Origin of the sequence: Pantoea rwandensis (assembly GCF_000759475.1) — a bacterium.
Lineage (GTDB): Bacteria > Pseudomonadota > Gammaproteobacteria > Enterobacterales > Enterobacteriaceae > Pantoea > Pantoea rwandensis_B.
In genome coordinates, this window is record NZ_CP009454.1 from 2,096,826 (window position 1) to 2,113,071 (window position 16,246).

General features: G+C 54.3%; 15 protein-coding genes. 11 read left to right on the forward strand and 4 right to left on the reverse strand.

Features of this window, described 5'->3' with window-relative positions; genetic code table 11:
* Window positions 1–14 precede the first annotated feature (14 nt).
* Both puuR and puuD read right to left on the reverse strand, forming a co-directional pair.
* Window positions 15–572: an HTH-type transcriptional regulator PuuR gene (gene puuR / locus LH22_RS09550; RefSeq protein ID WP_038646024.1), complete on the reverse strand. Its 558-nt coding sequence runs from the start codon at window positions 570–572 to the stop codon at window positions 15–17.
* A complete protein-coding gene (gene puuD / locus LH22_RS09555; RefSeq protein WP_038646027.1) occupies window positions 569–1,333 on the reverse strand; it encodes a gamma-glutamyl-gamma-aminobutyrate hydrolase in 765 nt (254 codons plus the stop codon). The genes puuR and puuD overlap by 4 nt, the downstream gene beginning before the upstream one ends.
* Window positions 1,334–1,546: 213 nt before the next feature.
* On the opposite strand from puuD, the gene LH22_RS09560 reads away from it, so the two are divergent.
* Window positions 1,547–2,962, forward strand: a complete 1,416-nt coding sequence (locus LH22_RS09560; RefSeq protein ID WP_038646030.1) for a glutamine synthetase family protein — start codon at window positions 1,547–1,549, stop codon at window positions 2,960–2,962.
* Window positions 2,963–3,320: 358 nt separating this feature from the next.
* Window positions 3,321–4,676 (forward strand): APC family permease, encoded by a 1,356-nt coding sequence (locus LH22_RS09565; protein WP_038646033.1) that lies wholly within the window; start codon window positions 3,321–3,323, stop codon window positions 4,674–4,676.
* 91 nt (window positions 4,677–4,767) lie between these two features.
* On the opposite strand, the gene ygbI is transcribed toward LH22_RS09565, so the two are convergent.
* Window positions 4,768–5,529 (reverse strand): DNA-binding transcriptional repressor YgbI, encoded by a 762-nt coding sequence (ygbI, locus tag LH22_RS09570; protein ID WP_038646036.1) that lies wholly within the window; start codon window positions 5,527–5,529, stop codon window positions 4,768–4,770.
* A gap of 259 nt (window positions 5,530–5,788) precedes the next feature.
* Here ygbI and ltnD point away from each other — a divergent pair, with 259 nt between their 5' ends.
* The 5 genes from ltnD to LH22_RS09595 all read left to right on the forward strand — a co-directional run bounded on the left by ltnD (window position 5,789) and on the right by LH22_RS09595 (window position 10,819).
* Window positions 5,789–6,697 carry an L-threonate dehydrogenase gene (gene ltnD, locus LH22_RS09575; protein ID WP_038646039.1) on the forward strand — a complete coding sequence of 303 codons (909 nt, stop codon included), beginning with the start codon at window positions 5,789–5,791 and terminating at the stop codon, window positions 6,695–6,697.
* A gap of 2 nt (window positions 6,698–6,699) precedes the next feature.
* Window positions 6,700–7,959 carry a 3-oxo-tetronate kinase gene (gene otnK / locus LH22_RS09580; RefSeq protein ID WP_038646042.1) on the forward strand — a complete coding sequence of 420 codons (1,260 nt, stop codon included), beginning with the start codon at window positions 6,700–6,702 and terminating at the stop codon, window positions 7,957–7,959.
* A complete protein-coding gene (locus LH22_RS09585) occupies window positions 7,956–8,582 on the forward strand; it encodes an aldolase (RefSeq protein ID WP_038646045.1) in 627 nt (208 codons plus the stop codon). The genes otnK and LH22_RS09585 overlap by 4 nt, the downstream gene beginning before the upstream one ends.
* Window positions 8,582–9,361, forward strand: coding sequence for an HPr family phosphocarrier protein (locus LH22_RS09590; RefSeq protein WP_038646048.1), 780 nt, complete (start codon window positions 8,582–8,584; stop codon window positions 9,359–9,361). Before LH22_RS09585 ends, LH22_RS09590 begins: the two co-directional genes overlap by 1 nt.
* A gap of 117 nt (window positions 9,362–9,478) precedes the next feature.
* Window positions 9,479–10,819, forward strand: a complete 1,341-nt coding sequence (locus LH22_RS09595; RefSeq protein WP_038646051.1) for a GntP family transporter — start codon at window positions 9,479–9,481, stop codon at window positions 10,817–10,819.
* 213 nt (window positions 10,820–11,032) lie between these two features.
* Here the strand turns inward: LH22_RS09595 and sbcB are convergent, their stop codons facing one another.
* Window positions 11,033–12,454 (reverse strand): exodeoxyribonuclease I, encoded by a 1,422-nt coding sequence (gene sbcB, locus LH22_RS09600; protein ID WP_038646053.1) that lies wholly within the window; start codon window positions 12,452–12,454, stop codon window positions 11,033–11,035.
* A gap of 200 nt (window positions 12,455–12,654) precedes the next feature.
* On the opposite strand from sbcB, the gene dacD reads away from it, so the two are divergent.
* The 4 genes from dacD (at window position 12,655) to tmaR (ending at window position 16,197) form a co-directional block, all read left to right on the forward strand.
* Window positions 12,655–13,821 (forward strand): serine-type D-Ala-D-Ala carboxypeptidase DacD, encoded by a 1,167-nt coding sequence (gene dacD, locus LH22_RS09605; RefSeq protein WP_200680210.1) that lies wholly within the window; start codon window positions 12,655–12,657, stop codon window positions 13,819–13,821.
* An 88-nt stretch (window positions 13,822–13,909) separates the two neighbouring features.
* On the forward strand, window positions 13,910–14,374 hold the full coding sequence (locus LH22_RS09610; protein ID WP_038646059.1) for a GyrI-like domain-containing protein: 465 nt from the start codon (window positions 13,910–13,912) through the stop codon (window positions 14,372–14,374).
* Window positions 14,375–14,533: 159 nt separating this feature from the next.
* A complete protein-coding gene (locus LH22_RS09615) occupies window positions 14,534–15,592 on the forward strand; it encodes an FUSC family protein (RefSeq protein WP_034824691.1) in 1,059 nt (352 codons plus the stop codon).
* A 284-nt stretch (window positions 15,593–15,876) separates the two neighbouring features.
* Window positions 15,877–16,197, forward strand: coding sequence for a PTS system regulator TmaR (tmaR, locus tag LH22_RS09620; protein ID WP_034824689.1), 321 nt, complete (start codon window positions 15,877–15,879; stop codon window positions 16,195–16,197).
* Window positions 16,198–16,246 lie beyond the last annotated feature (49 nt).

Genomic DNA, 16,246 nt, shown 5'->3' on the forward strand with positions numbered 1-16,246 from the left:
TTTAGCGCGTGAACTCAGAAATTCGCTGGGGTGTGCGCACTGACGATGCGACACGGCAGCTCAGACGTATTGGTAAAACTGTGCGGCAAGCCGGTATCGATCACATAACTCTCGCCACTATAAAGGTGATAACTCTGACCATTGACTACCAGCGTGATTTCCCCTTCCAGCACCGTGCCGGTCTCCTCGCCAGGGTGACGCAGTTTCTCTCCGGTGCTGGAACCCGGTTCGTAGCGTTCAATCAGCATCGCCAGCGCACGTTTTTCAGCGCCGTTCTCCACCAGACGCAACGACACGCCGAGGCTGCCGATCTCCACGCACTCTTCCGGACGGACAATAACGCGCGGCGTGCTGTTCACCTTGGGTTCCGAAAAAAATTCTGACAACGACAAGCCGTACACTTTCAGCAATTTCTGCAAGGTACTCAGCGCTGGGCTGACTTTGTCCTGCTCAATGGTGCTAATGGCACTGTGTGTGAGTCCTGACAACTCAGCGACGCGACGCTGAGACAATCCCATCTCCTGCCGGATTTGCGATAAACGTCTTCCGGGCGCCAGAGTGGCATCATTCATGGCTGTTTTTCCTTGTGATAACAGACAGCTGCGTGGATAAAAGCCGCAAACAGGCGTTGCGAAACCGGGTCTTGATCGGAGTGCCACTCCGGATGCCACTGCACCGCAAGTGCAAACGGGTGCTGACGCAAACTCACTGCTTCAATCAGCCCATCAGGCGCACGTGCTTCAATACGCAACTGCGGGCCGGGTTCGCGGATACCTTGTCCATGCAGAGAGTTCACGGCAAAGGATTGCGCGCTGCCCAGCAGCTTGCTCAATAAACCTTCCGCTTCAGGCTGCACTTCATGCACCGGCGCGTATTGCTGTTCGAGCGGCAGCGCATCATCCTCACGATGTTCCTGAAACTGGTGCGTCATGTGCAGCTGGCGATGCAGGGAACCCCCGTTGGCCACCACCAACTCCTGCAAGCCCCGACAAATACCCAATATCGGCATTTTTTTACCGATTGCATGAGTGATCAGACCAAATGCGAGGCGATCGCGTGCCGGATCGGCATGTTCTTCTTTACCCTCTTCGCCATAATGCCAGGGCTCAATATTGCTCGGGCTGCCGGTGAGTAAAATGCCGTCCAGCAGCGTCATACTGTTTTCTAATAGATAAGGGGCGTGCATCAGTTGATGCGGCAAAGGCAAGGGAACACCACCGGCAAGCACGATGGCATCGAGATACTTATTGTGAACTGTCTGTCCGAGATGGCTGCCGATGTGGTTCTGACACATCACTACGCCAATCAAGGGTTTGTCAAAAATAATGCCCATAACGTCTCCGCGTTGCTGTTCAATATTTTCACCGTTTTTGCGCGTCCGGCCTAAAAAGTGTGCAATATATTGTCAATCTAGCAACCGTCTGTTCGTTCTTCCAACAGATTTGTTACATTTGCACACTTTTTGCGTTAGCGCTATGTTAGAGGAGTGGCTGTTATTTTGAGCATTGCGCGAACCAATACTAAACGGTAAAGGGCGGGTGGGAACATGACGAACCTCGTAGAAGTAGAAGACTTCACGCGGCACAGTGAAGAGAAACGAACAAGCGCGTTCCAGCTGGAGGTCAAAACCTGGCTGGAACGCCATCCTGAAACGCAGTATGTCGATATTCTTCTGAATGATTTAAATGGGGTATTTCGCGGAAAGCGCATTCCCATCGCTGCATTGGCAAAACTGGAAAAAGGGTGTTACTTCCCGGCCTCGGTTTTCGCCATGGATATCCTCGGTAATACCGTCGAAGAAGCCGGACTCGGACAGTCCCTGGGTGAACCCGACAACCTCTGCATCCCGGTTCCCGGAACCTTAATTCCCTCTGCCGCCGATCCTGAACGCATTGCGCAACTGCTGCTCACGATGTGTAACCAAGATGGCACTCCCTTTGACGTTGAACCCCGCAATGTCCTCAACCGCTTGTGGCAGCAACTGCGCAATCGAGGGCTATTCCCGGTGGTAGCGGTAGAGCTGGAGTTCTATCTGGTGGATAAAAAGCGCGATGCGGAAGGCTATATCCAGCCACCCTGTGCACCGGGCAGCGACGAACGCAATATGCAGAGTCAGGTTTATTCGGTCGATAATCTCGACCACTTTGCGGATGTTTTGCGTGAAATCGACGATATTGCAAAACAGCAGGGCATTCCTGCTGATGGCGCGCTGGCGGAAGCTTCGCCGGGCCAGTTTGAGATCAATCTGCATCACACTCGTGATGTATTAAAAGCCTGCGATCATGCCATTTTGCTCAAACGTCTGGTGCGCCAGGTGGCGGAAAATCACGGCATGACGGCGACCTTTATGGCCAAGCCCTATGAGGAGTATGCGGGCAGTGGCATGCATGTGCACATCAGCATGCTGGACGCCGCCGATCACAACGCTTTCTCACTCGACGACGGCAGCGACTCGCCGCTGTTAAAACGCGCGTTAGCCGGGATGATCGATTTAATGCCCGCTTCAATGGCGCTGCTGGCACCGAACGTGAACGCTTATCGCCGCTTCTTGCCTGAGGCTTACGTGCCCTTGCAGGCTTCATGGGGACACAACAATCGCACCGTTGCTCTACGCATTCCCTGTGGCGATGTGGATAACCATCGCGTGGAGTATCGTGTAGCCGGCGCGGATGCAAATCCTTACCTGGTAGTGTCAACAATTCTTGCCGGTATTTTGCACGGCCTGGATAATCAGCTACCTTTACCGCATGCAGTGCAGGGCAATGGACATGAGGCGGAAGGGCTGCCATTACCGGTCCGCCAGAGTGATGCGCTGTATGAATTTGAAAATAGCTACCCACTGCAAAAACTGCTGGGCGAGCATTTCAGCGGTGTGTGGCACAGCTGCAAACAGAACGAGTTAATGCAGTTTGAACGCCTTATCACCGCCACGGAAATTGACTGGATGCTGAAGAACGCCTGACCTGCAGAAGAATTTCGCTAACGTCTTGTGCCGATGGCATAAGTTGGGGCAGAATACGTCCCCTGCAAAATACGAAACATAACCGACGCTTATACCGTCGGTTATTTTTTTGCAGATAGCAGTACACACACAAATTACCGAGGCCGGACATGCATCCGGATAGATAGATACTGACAACACGCTTGGGCGTGAGATTTGAGGAAAACAAAGATGGGGCTGTTTACAATTGCACCAGCGCAAGCTGGTTCTCGCTTTCGTGATGATTACGGCGCGGCGACAATCGCAAACACTAATATCACTTCTCACTGCAGCACGTTGCGCAGTATCCCGCAGATCACCTCTGTTGGGGGCCTGAACAATGTCGCTTAACACCTCCGCACCACAGCGTGCACACCTGAAAAAATCCCTGACTCTGATCCCGGTTGTCATGATGGGCCTGGCGTATATGCAGCCAATGACCCTGTTTGATACTTTCGGTATCGTCTCTGGATTGACCGACGGCCACGTCGCCACCGCTTATGCTTTCGCGCTGATCGCGATACTGTTTACTGCCGTGAGCTACGGCAAGCTGGTACGCCGCTTCCCATCTGCGGGCTCCGCTTACACCTATGCTCAGAAGGCTATCAGTCCGCATGTCGGCTTTATGGTGGGCTGGTCATCACTGCTGGACTATTTGTTCATGCCGATGATCAACATCCTGCTGGCGAAAAGCTACTTTGAGACGCTGGTGCCGGGCATTCCATCGTGGATTTTCGTGGTGTTGCTGGTGGCCTTTATGACCATCTCTAACCTCCGTGGTATCAAAACCGTTGCCAACTTCAACAGCGTGATCGTCGTGCTGCAAGTGGTCGTGATGGTGGTGATTACCGGCATGGTGGTTTACGGTGTGGCGCACGGTGTTGGCGCAGGAACCCTGACCAGCAGCAAGCCTTTCTGGTCTGAGAATGCTCACGTAGTGCCGATGATTACCGGTGCGACAATTCTGTGCTTCTCGTTCCTCGGCTTTGATGGCATCAGTTCGCTGTCAGAAGAGACCAAAGATGCAGAACGTACCATCCCGCGCGCGATTTTCCTGACCGCGCTGATCGGTGGTGTGATCTTTATCGGTGTGTCTTACTTCCTGCAGTTGTACTTCCCGGACATCTCGCGTTTCCAGAATCCGGACTCTTCACAGCCTGAAATCATGCTGTTTGTAGCGGGTAAAGCGCTGCAGATTGGCATCCTGATTTTCTCTGTGGTCACCGTGCTGGCGTCTGGTATGGCCGCACACGCAGGCGTTTCTCGTCTGATGTACGTGATGGGCCGTGATGGCGTGTTCCCGCAGCGTTTCTTTGGCTTCGTGCATCCGAAATACCGCACGCCATCACTGAACGTGCTGTTGGTAGGCGCTGTGGCACTGCTGGCGATTAACTTCGACCTGGTCACGGCGACTGCGCTGATTAACTTCGGTGCGCTGGTGGCATTCACCTTCGTCAACCTCTCAGTGATTGCGCAGTTCTGGATCCGTGAAAAGCGTAACAAGACGCTGAAAGATCACCTCAACTATCTGGTGTTACCAGTGATGGGTGCTTTAACAGTGGGTGCCTTGTGGATCAACCTGGAAGAGACCTCGATGGTACTCGGCCTGGTGTGGGCAGCGGTCGGTATTATTTACCTGGCGTTTGTTACTCGCACCTTCCGCAATCCGGTTCCGCAGTTCAGCGAGGAAGTGTAATTTTCGCTGCGCAATGCGTAGCGGATAAAGACTTCATGTTGTATGCAAAAGGTCGCCATATTGGCGACCTTTTGCTTTTATCCCGGCACATTCAACCCGCCAGCACCAACTCCCAACTCCCCGCACTCAGCGTTTCACGTCCCGCTTTACTTAATTCTGAATCGGTCACCAGGGTATCAAAGCGCTCCAGCGGCAACGCCAGATGCGTGGCAATCTTGTTGTATTTCGAACTGTCGCTCAGCAGCACGCGTTTACTGCTGACATCGCTGGCCGCCAGCTTGACTGGCACCTTATCTTCATCCGGTGTAAACAACCCACGTGGCCCCCAGCAGGAGGCAGAAATAAACGCGATATCAATCGCCAGCATGCGCAGACTTCTCGCCGCCGCTTCACCCACGCTGGAACGATTCTCACGGCATACGGTGCCGCCAGTGTGAATCAGTTTGCAGCCGCTGCTCTCCATTAATAAACGGGCGATCACGAAATCATTGGTGACCACCAGCAAATCGTCGCGCTCGACTAACTCACGGGCCAGCGCCAGCGTCGTGGTGCCTGCATCGAGATAAATGCAGCTGTTGCGTGGGATGTGGCGCGCGGCAAACTGACCAATCGCCATCTTTTCACTGCTGTACATGCTGGTTTTCGCCAGATGTGATGGCTCGGCCGCCAGTCGATCGGCCGAGCGCACGCCACCCGATACCGACAGCACGGCACCTTGCTCTTCCAGCTTCTGCACATCGCGACGAATGGTCATGTGTGAAACGCCCAAGCGCTCGGTTAGCTCGACAATGCTCACCACGCCGCGTTCGGCAACCAGCGCTAAAATTTGTTGATGACGTTCTACCGGAATCACATCGATCTCCCTGAATTACCAATTTTTCACATTGTAAGGCATCAATTCACAGCCTGCAGCACAAATTATCCCAGAGAAATGTTAGCAAATACCCCGCCATACTGGGCGTTCCCGTGGGGATGCAGGGGTGTGAATCGATGTTATACGTTGTGCGTGTAAGTTAATTTTTGTGATTTACCGCACGTTTCTCCGCCAGTAACTGCGGCAGAATTAACACCATTGAACAAAATATCACTTAAATTAACAGCGGAGGTGTGCTGTGTCAGCAACCGTGAATAACATTGGCGTCATTGGTTTGGGTTCCATGGGCATGGGCGCAGCGCAGTCCTGTATTCGCGCTGGATTGAACACCTGGGGCGTTGATTTAAATCCGCAGGCGCTAGAAACCCTGCGTCAGGCGGGTGCGCGCGATGCACAGACTTCCGCTGCCAGCTTCGCCGCAGAGTTAGATGCCGTGCTGCTGCTGGTGGTCAACGCTGCGCAGGTCAAAGCGATTCTGTTTGGCGAAACCGGTCTGGCGGCACAACTCAAGCCGGGCACCGTAGTGATGGTCTCTTCTACCATTTCTTCGCAGGATGCCCAGGCGATTGAACAGCAGCTGGCGCAACATCAACTGCTGATGCTGGATGCGCCGGTCTCAGGCGGCGCAGCAAAAGCGGCGGTCGGCGAGATGACCGTGATGGCGTCCGGCAGCGATAAAGCCTTTGCCCTGCTGAAGCCGGTACTGGATGCGGTTGCCGCCAAAGTGTATCGCGTGGGCAGCGAAATTGGCCTGGGATCAACGGTGAAAATCATTCACCAGCTGCTGGCGGGTGTTCATATTGCGGTAGGCGCTGAAGCGATGGCGCTGGCTGCGCGCGCAGGCATCCCACTCGACACCATGTACGACGTGGTCACCAACGCCGCGGGTAACTCGTGGATGTTTGAGAACCGCATGCGTCATGTGGTGGACGGTGACTACTCACCGAAATCCGCCGTCGATATCTTTGTGAAAGATCTTAACCTGGTCGCCGATACGGCAAAATCGTTGCATTTCCCGCTGCCGCTCGCTTCCACCGCACTCAACATGTTTACCGAAGCGAGTAATGCAGGCCACGGCCGCGAAGACGACAGCGCAGTCATCAAGATTTTCAGCGGCATCACGCTGCCAGCGTCGAAGGAGAAGTAACCATGCGTTTAGGCGTGATTGCAGACGACTTTACCGGTGCAACGGACATCGCCAGCTTCCTGGTGCAAAACGGTTTGCCCACGATTCAGTTCAACGGCGTGCCTCAAAGTCATGACGATGTGAGCGCGCAGGCGATTGTCATTAGCCTGAAGTCACGCTCTTGCCCGGCGAAGCAGGCGATTGATCAGTCACTGGCGGCGCTCGCCTGGCTGCAACAGCAAGGCTGCGATCGATTCTATTTCAAATACTGCTCGACCTTCGACAGCACCGAACACGGCAATATCGGCCCGGTGACCGATGCACTGCTGGCCGCACTGGGGGAAACGCAGACGGTGATCTCCCCAGCGCTGCCAGTGAATGGCCGCACGGTGTATCAGGGCTATCTGTTTGTTGCCGACCAGCTGCTGTCTGAATCGGGCATGCGTCATCATCCGGTGACACCAATGACCGACAGCAATCTGGTGCGTCTGATGACACGCCAGGCGAAAGGGCAGGCGGCGGTGATCAATGCTGCACAGTTGGATAAAGGCGCTGCAGAGGTGCGTGAACAGCTGAATGTGCTGAAAGCACAGGGCATCAACTATGTGGTGCTGGATGCACTCAACGAACAGCATCTGTTGACACAAGGTGAAGCCCTGAAAGAGACAGTACTGGTCACCGGCGGTTCAGGTCTGGCGATTGGTATCGCACGCGCCTGGGCCACCCAGCAGCAAAACAGCGATGCCGAGCAAGCGGGTCGTCCACAAGGCGAACGTGCAGTGGTGATTTCTGGCTCTTGCTCGCAGATGACCAATCGTCAGGTGCAGGCCTATCGCCAGCAAGCGCCATCGCACGAGGTGTTGGTAGAGCGCTGCCTCGACGATGCGCAAGGTTACGCGCAGGAGCTGTGTGATTGGGTGGCAGCGAATAACGAGCAGCCTTTGGCACCACTGCTGTTTGCCACCGCGGATGCACAGCAATTGCAGGCAATCCAGCAGCAATATGGCGCAGCACGCAGCAGCGAAGCGGTTGAGCACTTGTTTGCCGCCGTCACCCGTGAGCTGAAATCACGCGGCTGGCAGCGTTTTATCGTCGCCGGGGGTGAAACCTCTGGCGTGGTGGCACAGAGCCTGGGCGTAACGGCGTTCCATATCGGCCCGATGATCTCCCCTGGGGTGCCGTGGGTGCGCGACATCCAGCAGCCGCTATCGCTGGCCCTGAAGTCGGGCAACTTTGGTGACGAACAATTCTTTGCCCGCGCACAAACGGAGTTTTCAGCATGACCGAACAACAAGCACGCGAAGAGATGGTGCAACTGGGCGCGTCCTTCTTCCAGCGCGGATACGCCACCGGTTCAGCCGGCAATCTTTCACTGTTGCTGGAAGATGGCAATCTGCTGGCGACACCCACCGGTTCTTGCCTTGGCGAATTGCAGGCCGACCGCCTGTCAAAAGTGACGATGCAGGGCGAGTGGATTTCCGGTGACAAGCCTTCTAAGGAAGTGGCGTTTCACCGCGCGCTTTATCTGAACAATCCCGCCTGCAAAGCGGTGGTGCACCTGCACAGTCACTATCTGACCGCGCTTTCGTGCCTCAACGATCTCGACAGCGAAAACTGCATTCGCCCGTTCACGCCCTATGTGGTGATGCGCGTGGGCGATGTGCCCGTGGTGCCGTATTACAAACCGGGTGACGATCGCCTGGCCGAAGATCTTGCGCAGCTCGCGCCACGTTACAACGCTTTTCTGCTGGCCAATCACGGTCCAGTGGTGGTCGGAAAATCGTTGCGAGAAGCGGCCAATAACACTGAAGAACTGGAAGAGACCGCGCGTCTGATGTTCACGCTCGGCGACCGCTCAATTCGCTATCTTACCGATAGCGAAGTGGCGGAATTGAGGAATTACTGATGCCTAAGTTTGCAGCCAATTTATCTACGCAGTTCGGCGAATTACCCTTTATTGAACGCTTTGCCGCAGCGGCTAACGCCGGTTTCCGTGCGGTGGAGTTCCTGTTCCCGTACGACTATCCGGCTGAGGTGATCAACGCTGAGCTGGAGAAACATCAACTGGAGCTGGTGCTGTTCAACACGGCTGCCGGGAATGTGCAGGCGGGTGAGTGGGGCGTGTCGGCAATTCCAGGACGTGAAGACGAAGCGCGTGCCGATATCGATCGTGCGCTGGAATATGCGCTGGCGCTCAACTGCCCACAGGTGCATGTGATGGCGGCAACGGTGCCTGAAGGTGCCGACCACGCTGCATACCAAGAGACCTTCGTGCGTAATATGCACTACGCTGCTGAGCGTTTTGCGCCACACGGTATTCGCCTGCTGCTGGAAGCGCTCAATCCAGTGACGAAACCGAATTACCTCTACTCCAGCCAGTATCAAACGCTGGCAATGATGGAACGGATCGATCGTCCTAACGTGTTTACGCAGTTGGATCTGTTCCATGCGCAATTGGTAGACGGCAACCTCAGTCATCTGATTCGCGAGTACGCCGGGCGTTATCGCCATATTCAGATCGCTTCTGCGCCGCATCGTCACGAACCAGACGAAGGCGAGATCAACTATCCGTACCTGTTTAACCTGCTGGATGAAGTGGGCTACGACGGTTGGGTCGGCTGCGAATACTTCCCACGCGGTCGCACCGAAGCGGGCCTCGGCTGGTTCGCACCGTACGCAAAATAACTTTTTTGTACCGACCTGCACAGGGCCTTTACGCCCTGTGCGGGGAAAAATTGCCTGAAGCCGTCAATACCAGAGAAAGCTGTACCCAAAATATACTAATATAATTAGAGGTTTATCATGTCTACCGCGTTACTGCTCGCTATTGCGACAGCCAGCATTGTGATATTGCTGCTGCTGGTGATAAAAGCCAAAGTCCATCCGTTTGTTGCTTTACTGATTGTCAGTCTGATCGTCGCCATCAGTACCGGGATTCCGGCTGATAAGATTATGGAAACCATCTTTAGCGGCATGGGCAACCTGCTGGGTCATATCACCATTATCATCGTGTTGGGGGCGATGCTCGGCGCAGTGATTGAAGCCTCGGGCGGTGCCGAATCACTGGCGCAGCGCTTCAGTAAGTCGCTGGGTATCAAGCGCACCGTCGCAGCCCTGACCATGGCGGCATTCATCCTGGGTATTCCGGTATTCTTTGAAGTCGGCTTTATCATTGTGATCCCGCTGATTTACGGCTTTACCAAAGTGGCACGCGTCTCACCGCTGAAATTCGGTTTACCGATGGCGGGCGTGATGTTGACCGTGCACGTAGCGTTGCCGACACACCCAGGCGCAGCAGCCGCAGCCGGTATTCTGCATACCGACATGGGCTGGTTAATGATGCTCGGTATCCTGATTTCTATTCCGGTGGGTATCGTCGGTTACTATGTGGCAAAAGCGATGAACCTGCGTCAATACCATCTCTCAGTGGATGTACTTGAGCAGTTGCAGCTGGCAAAACCGGAAGGCACGCCAAAAAGCGAAGTGCCACCACCGGGTGCGATGACCATTGCGGGTCTGATTGTCGTGCCGATTGTGCTGATCGTGTTGGGTACGCTGGCGCACACCATGCTAGCGGAAGGCAGCATTCTGCGTGACGTGATGACGGTGATTGGCAATCCGCTGATTGCGCTGGCACTGGCGGCATGGCTGCTGGGCGTGCGTCGCGGCTGGAGTAAAGAGAAGCTGGAAGACTTAACTGGACGCGCGATTCCCAGTTCAGCCAGCGTGATTCTGGTCGCCGGTGCGGGCGGTGCATTCGGTAAAGTGCTGGTGGAATCCGGTGTGGGTAAAGCCCTGGCGGTGACGCTGGAAACCCTGCATCTGCCTCTGGTGCCCGCTGCTTTTATCTTGTCACTGGCACTGCGTGCGTCTCAGGGTTCTGCCACGGTGGCGATTTTGACCACCAGCGGCTTGTTGAGTCAGGCGGTGGGCGATGTGACCGATATGCAGCGCGTGCTGGTCACATTGGCGGCGTGCTTCGGTGGCCTGGGCTTGTCCCACGTTAACGATGCTGGTTTCTGGGTGGTAACGCGTTATCTGGGGCTGTCAGTCGCCGATGGCCTAAAGACCTGGACCGTACTCACCACATTGATGGGGTTAAGTGGTTTTGCGCTGACCTGGATGGTGTGGGGGATGATTTAAGGTATTAAGCGGTCGTCATAAATGGCGTAATGCCGCTTACTTAAGTCAATGAGTGCGTATTTAACCCGGTACGCATAAATGCGTACCGGGTCGAATGGTGCGCCGATTCGAATGAAGCATTTATGCATACCTGTCGCATGATGCACTGATTCGAATAACGCATTTATGCGCTCTTGCTGGGCAGATGACGCATTGATACCCACCTGGCAACCTTTAAGACACCAACTCCTGCGCATACAAATACAACGCTTTCAGCTGCGCCATCTTCTCCGCATTATCCTCATGCAAGCTCGCTAACGACTCCAGCTCTAACAGGAACGCCTGCACGCGATCGGCATTAAGTGCTTCACGGCGATGCTGCAACCAACGCTGCTGCTCGTGATCATCCAGCGTGCCGGGGAAGTTACGCGCACGATAGCGGAACAACAGTTTCGCAATACGTTTATCGTCGAAGGTCAAATCCAGTGCCGGTAGATTCTGCGGCGGCGTCTGACGCACAATGTTCATTGCCGCACGATCCGCATCGCTAAAGAAGCCGTCATACAGTTGCGCATCGACATCATCGGAAGGTTTGAACGGCTCCGCTTCAGCAAACAGCGTCACTGCTTTCTCACGCACTTCGGCATGCTGACGCAGCAGCGCCAGGTTCGCCAGACAGCGCTCACGATCAATATTCAGGCGTGCAGCATCTTCAGGGCGTAAGGTATTCGCCGGGGCTAACACCGGGCATTTATTAATGTGCACCAGCTTAATCGGCACTGCTGCGCGGTCTCCTAACTCACTCTGTTTGGTATACAACCGCTCGCGCAGTTCATCCGCATCCAGTTCCAGCAGCGGCGACATATCACCCGCCAGATCCACCACAATCAGCGCATTGCGATTATCCGGATGCCATGCCAGCGGAACGACCCAACTGGTGTTGCCACGTGCCGCACCGAACATGCCGGAGACGTGCACCAAAGGCTTCATCTGCGGAATATCAATCAGGTTCATCAGTTTCTGCTTGTTGCGATGGGTAAACAGAAACTCGAACAGCTTCGGCTGCTTCTCTTTCACCAGTTTCGCCATCGCCAGTGCGGCATACACATCCGACATCGCATCGTGCGCCTGTTCGTGCGCCACGCCATTGGCTTTGGTGAGATGCTCCAGTTTGAAACTGGGGAAGCCGTCATCGTTTTCAGGCCAGATAATGCCTTCCGGGCGCAGGGCATAACAGGCGCGCATTACATCCAGCAGATCCCAACGCGAATTGCCGTTCTGCCAGCTCCAGCCGTAAGGATCGAAGAAATTACGATAGAAGATATTGCGCGTCACTTCATCATCGAAGCGCACGTTGTTGTAACCAATCACACAGGTTTGTGGCTCGGTAAACAGCCCATGAATTCGTTCAGCAAATGCCGTCTCTGTTACGCCGCGCGCTTTAGCGACCTGTGGCGTGATGCCGGTGATCATCACCGCTTCTGGCTGGGGCAAGTAGTCATCGGCTGGCTGGCAGTAAAACACCTGCGGTTCACCTACGGCGTTGAACTCTTTATCGGTGCGCAACCCAGCAAACTGCGCCGGACGATCCAGTGAGGGACTCTTACCGAAGGTCTCGTAATCGTGGAACAAGAAGGTGAACTCAGAGGCGGGCACGGCAGTATCCTGGCAATAGAAAATCAACGCACAGAATAGTCGTGTGCAGCAGGCAGCACAACCTTGTTTACCGCTGCTGCGGGCAGGCGCACAGCATTTGTCCGCAGTTCATACTTTTTTTCAATTTATTCAACTATCCAAGCGCTAATTGCCGTAAAACGTGCGGCGGTAAATTCATTTTTTGATTTGAGGAAGAAGTGTTGAAAAGGCGTCTGCTGGTAACTGTATCTGGAATGATTGTTTGGGCATCACTGGCACACGCTGATGACAGCATGCCATTCCCAATGACACCTCCGCCGATCGATGCGGCTTCGTGGGTGTTAATGGACGCCACCACGGGCCAGATCCTCACTGCCGGCAATCCCGATGAAGAGCGTAACCCGGCCAGCCTCACCAAGCTGATGACCGGCTACGTGGTGGATCGCGCGGTTGATCAGAAAAAAATCACCCGTGATGATGTGGTCACTGTCGGTAAGGATGCCTGGGCTGCAGGTAATCCGGTGTTCAAAGGCTCCTCACTGATGTTCCTCAAGCCCGGCGACAAAGTGACGGTACGCGATCTGATGCGTGGCGTAATCATCGACTCCGGCAACGACGCCTGTGTGGCGCTGGCGGATTATGTGGCGGGCAGTCAGGACAGCTTCGTCAATATGATGAACAACTACGTACAAAAACTCGGTCTGACGCATACCCATTTTGAAACCGTGCACGGCCTGGATGCACCCGGCCAGCACACCACCGCGCGTGATTTGGCGGTGCTGTCGCGTGCCATCATCAATGGTGAGCAGGATTTCTACGCCATGTACGCGGAGAAAACCCTGAGCTGGAACGGGATTACGCAAAATAACCGTAACGGTTTGTTATGGGATCAAAACCTTCACGTTGATGGCATGAAAACAGGCCATACTGAAACGGCAGGTTTCAACATCATCGCATCGAACATTGTTGGTCGCCATCGCCTGATTGCGGTGATCATGGGCGGTAAGAGCTCGAAAGGGCGTGAAGAGCAGGCGCGTAAATTGCTGGTGTGGGGCCAGAACAACTTCGATACCGTGCAACTGTTCCATGCAGGTAAGAAAATCGGCACCGAAAACGTCTGGTACGGCAATCCGCACAAAGTGGATGTCGGCACCACTCAGGATATTTATCTGTCTCTGCCGCGCACCGAAGTTTCAAACGTCATGGCGAAATATGTGATTGAGCGTAAAGACCTGGAAGCACCGCTGAAAGCCGGTGAGCAGGTGGGTGAGATCCAGGTGATGGATAAAGATAAGCAGTTGGCGAGCTATCCGCTGTATGCCTTACAAGGTGTGGATAAAGCCGGCATCATCACGCGTATCAGTGACTACGTAAAACAGAAATTGTAATCCGCAGCGGATAGCTGAGTTACTCCCATGGCACAACAGCATGGGAGTGAAACAGTGAAGCTTTCTGCTGCTGAACGGAGGCAAAGGTATGAAAGCATCTATCGTTGAACGCAATCCTCAAAGCTGGCTGGGCTACCATCTACATGGGCCGTGGCAGGAAACCGTGCCGCGTGGGTTTAACCAGCTTAAAAGCTGGGTCGAGCAGCATGGCATGACAGGCGAGTGGCTGGCCATCTATTACGGCAATCCTGAAGTTCTGCCGCCGGAAGAACTGCGGGTTGAAACGGTGATCACCGCGCCTGCTGATGCAGTGCCCTCCTATGGCGACGACATCGAGCAAGGATTGCTGCCCGGTGGGCCATATTTTCATGCGCGCATGGAAGTGATGAATAACGATTTCTTCACCGCCTGGCACAGTCTGTTTGATCACCTCAAGACGCAAACCGACTGGCAGGTGGATAACCGCCCTTGCTTCGAACACTACCTGTCCGACGGCTCCGACAGTGGCGACTGGCTGGTGGACATGTACATTCCAGTACGTTCAGCCGACTAATATCATCAGTGCGTTACCTCGATGTTTCATAAGAGAAAATAAGATGTAGCGCACTTGTTGAATCGTAAAAAAAGAGCGGAAATAGTGCTGCGCAGCACTCAATGTTCGTGCCGTGCCAGGGTAACATAGCGCGCAAATTTTTATCGTTTCCGGACCACCATGTTACGCGCCGACAAACCCATCTCTGCCATTGAGTTCTGGTTCTACCGCCACTATCGCGCTGTGCACGGCGTGCGCATCGCTATTGCCTTCGTGCTCTGTTTTCTATTTGTGCGTTTGACGGATATTCCAGAGGGAACCTGGCCACTGATCACCCTGGTAGTCGTGATGGGGCCGATCTCGACCTGGGGCAATGTGTTTCCGCGTGTGATCCAACGTATCAGCGGCACTTTTGCCGGGCTGGCATCGGGTTTGATTGCTCTGAAGCTGGAGCTGATCTCGCTGCCGATGATGCTGTCATGGTGCTTCGTGGTGATGATTATTTGCGGCTATCTGACGCTCGGTAAACATCCTTATATGGCGCTGCTGATTGGTATCACGCTCGGCGTGGTAGTGGGTGCACCGGCCGGTGACTTCACCGTGGCGCTGTGGCGTGGCGGCGATGTAATCCTGGGTTCGATTATGGCGCTGCTGTTTAGTGCGATTCTCGCTCAGCGCGCCTACACACACTGGCGCATTCAGCTGTCTGATTCATTTCTGGCGATGGCGAAACTGCATCACACCGGCTTTTCCGCTAACCTGCTGGAAAAACCCCGACTAAACAAACCATTCCAGAAACAGCTGACCAGCGTCATTAAGATGCGCGCGCTGCTGGAACCGGCCAGCAAAGAGACGCGTATTCCTAAATCGGTGTTTGAAGCGATTCAGACCATCAACCGTAATATGGTTAACACGATGCAGATGCAAATTGATGCATGGTGGTCATCACGTGAAAGCCACCTGTTACTGCTCAATGCCCCGACGCTGCGCCGCAGTCAGAAAATGACTGAAGACACGTTGAACGCGCTGGCCACATTGATGGTGAAAGGGGAGACGGAAGGCGTGATCGCCAACAGCCATGAGTTGGAAGAGATCACCCAGGAGCTGGAGCAGTTGATTGCCAACCGCAGTGGGCGCTTAGAGACCACGGCGATCTATGGCTACGTGTGGTTGAGTCTGGAACAGGCGCGTCAACTGGAGCGCATTACGGACTTGGTCCGTCTGGCACTGCGCAAATAGTTTTCTCAGGCAATGACTTAATGTGAATCACCCTTTCTTTGCGCTAAGATAAGTGCCTGTCCGAAATTAGCTGTGAAAATTGCGAACTCAGCTAGCAAGCCGCTAAGCTGTAGCTCACCCGTCATACTTCAAGACGCAGGTGCGTTAGCTACATTCACACACCCCGGTCACTTACTGATGTAAGCTCGCGGTGATGTGTTCATTTGCTGCCTTCCTGCGCCTTGAACTATCTAGGGTGTATGACTATTCCGCCTGCCGCGGCAGGCTCAAAGAAAGGTGCCAACATGGAAAATGCCAAGCAATCATTTCAGGACGTGCTGGAGTTTGTACGTATGTTTCGTCGTAAAAACAAACTGCAGCGCGAAATCGTGGATAACGAGAAGAAAGTCCGTGATAACCAGAAACGTGTGTTGCTGCTGGACAACCTGAGCGAGTACATCAAACCAGGCATGAGCGTTGAGGCGATTCAGGAAATCATTGCATCCATGCGTGTGGACTATGAAGACCGCGTCGATGAGTACATCATCAAAAATGCTGACTTGTCGAAAGAGCGTCGCGAGCTGTCGAAGAAGTTGAAAGCGATGGGTGAACCAAAGCCGCAGTAAAAATGTTGGGACCGTAAGGTCCCAAATTTTTTGCAGCGCAACGGCTTCC

Bases quoted from the DNA above. Each gene is read 5' to 3' on its own strand.
- puuR (WP_038646024.1), bottom strand. From the start codon at position 572: ATGAATGATGCCACTCTGGCGCCCGGAAGACGTTTATCGCAAATCCGG.
- puuD (WP_038646027.1), bottom strand. From the start codon at position 1,333: ATGGGCATTATTTTTGACAAACCCTTGATTGGCGTAGTGATGTGTCAG.
- LH22_RS09560 (WP_038646030.1), top strand. From the start codon at position 1,547: ATGACGAACCTCGTAGAAGTAGAAGACTTCACGCGGCACAGTGAAGAG.
- LH22_RS09565 (WP_038646033.1), top strand. From the start codon at position 3,321: ATGTCGCTTAACACCTCCGCACCACAGCGTGCACACCTGAAAAAATCC.
- otnK (WP_038646042.1), top strand. From the start codon at position 6,700: ATGCGTTTAGGCGTGATTGCAGACGACTTTACCGGTGCAACGGACATC.
- LH22_RS09585 (WP_038646045.1), top strand. From the start codon at position 7,956: ATGACCGAACAACAAGCACGCGAAGAGATGGTGCAACTGGGCGCGTCC.
- LH22_RS09590 (WP_038646048.1), top strand. From the start codon at position 8,582: ATGCCTAAGTTTGCAGCCAATTTATCTACGCAGTTCGGCGAATTACCC.
- LH22_RS09595 (WP_038646051.1), top strand. From the start codon at position 9,479: ATGTCTACCGCGTTACTGCTCGCTATTGCGACAGCCAGCATTGTGATA.
- LH22_RS09610 (WP_038646059.1), top strand. From the start codon at position 13,910: ATGAAAGCATCTATCGTTGAACGCAATCCTCAAAGCTGGCTGGGCTAC.
- LH22_RS09615 (WP_034824691.1), top strand. From the start codon at position 14,534: ATGTTACGCGCCGACAAACCCATCTCTGCCATTGAGTTCTGGTTCTAC.
- tmaR (WP_034824689.1), top strand. From the start codon at position 15,877: ATGGAAAATGCCAAGCAATCATTTCAGGACGTGCTGGAGTTTGTACGT.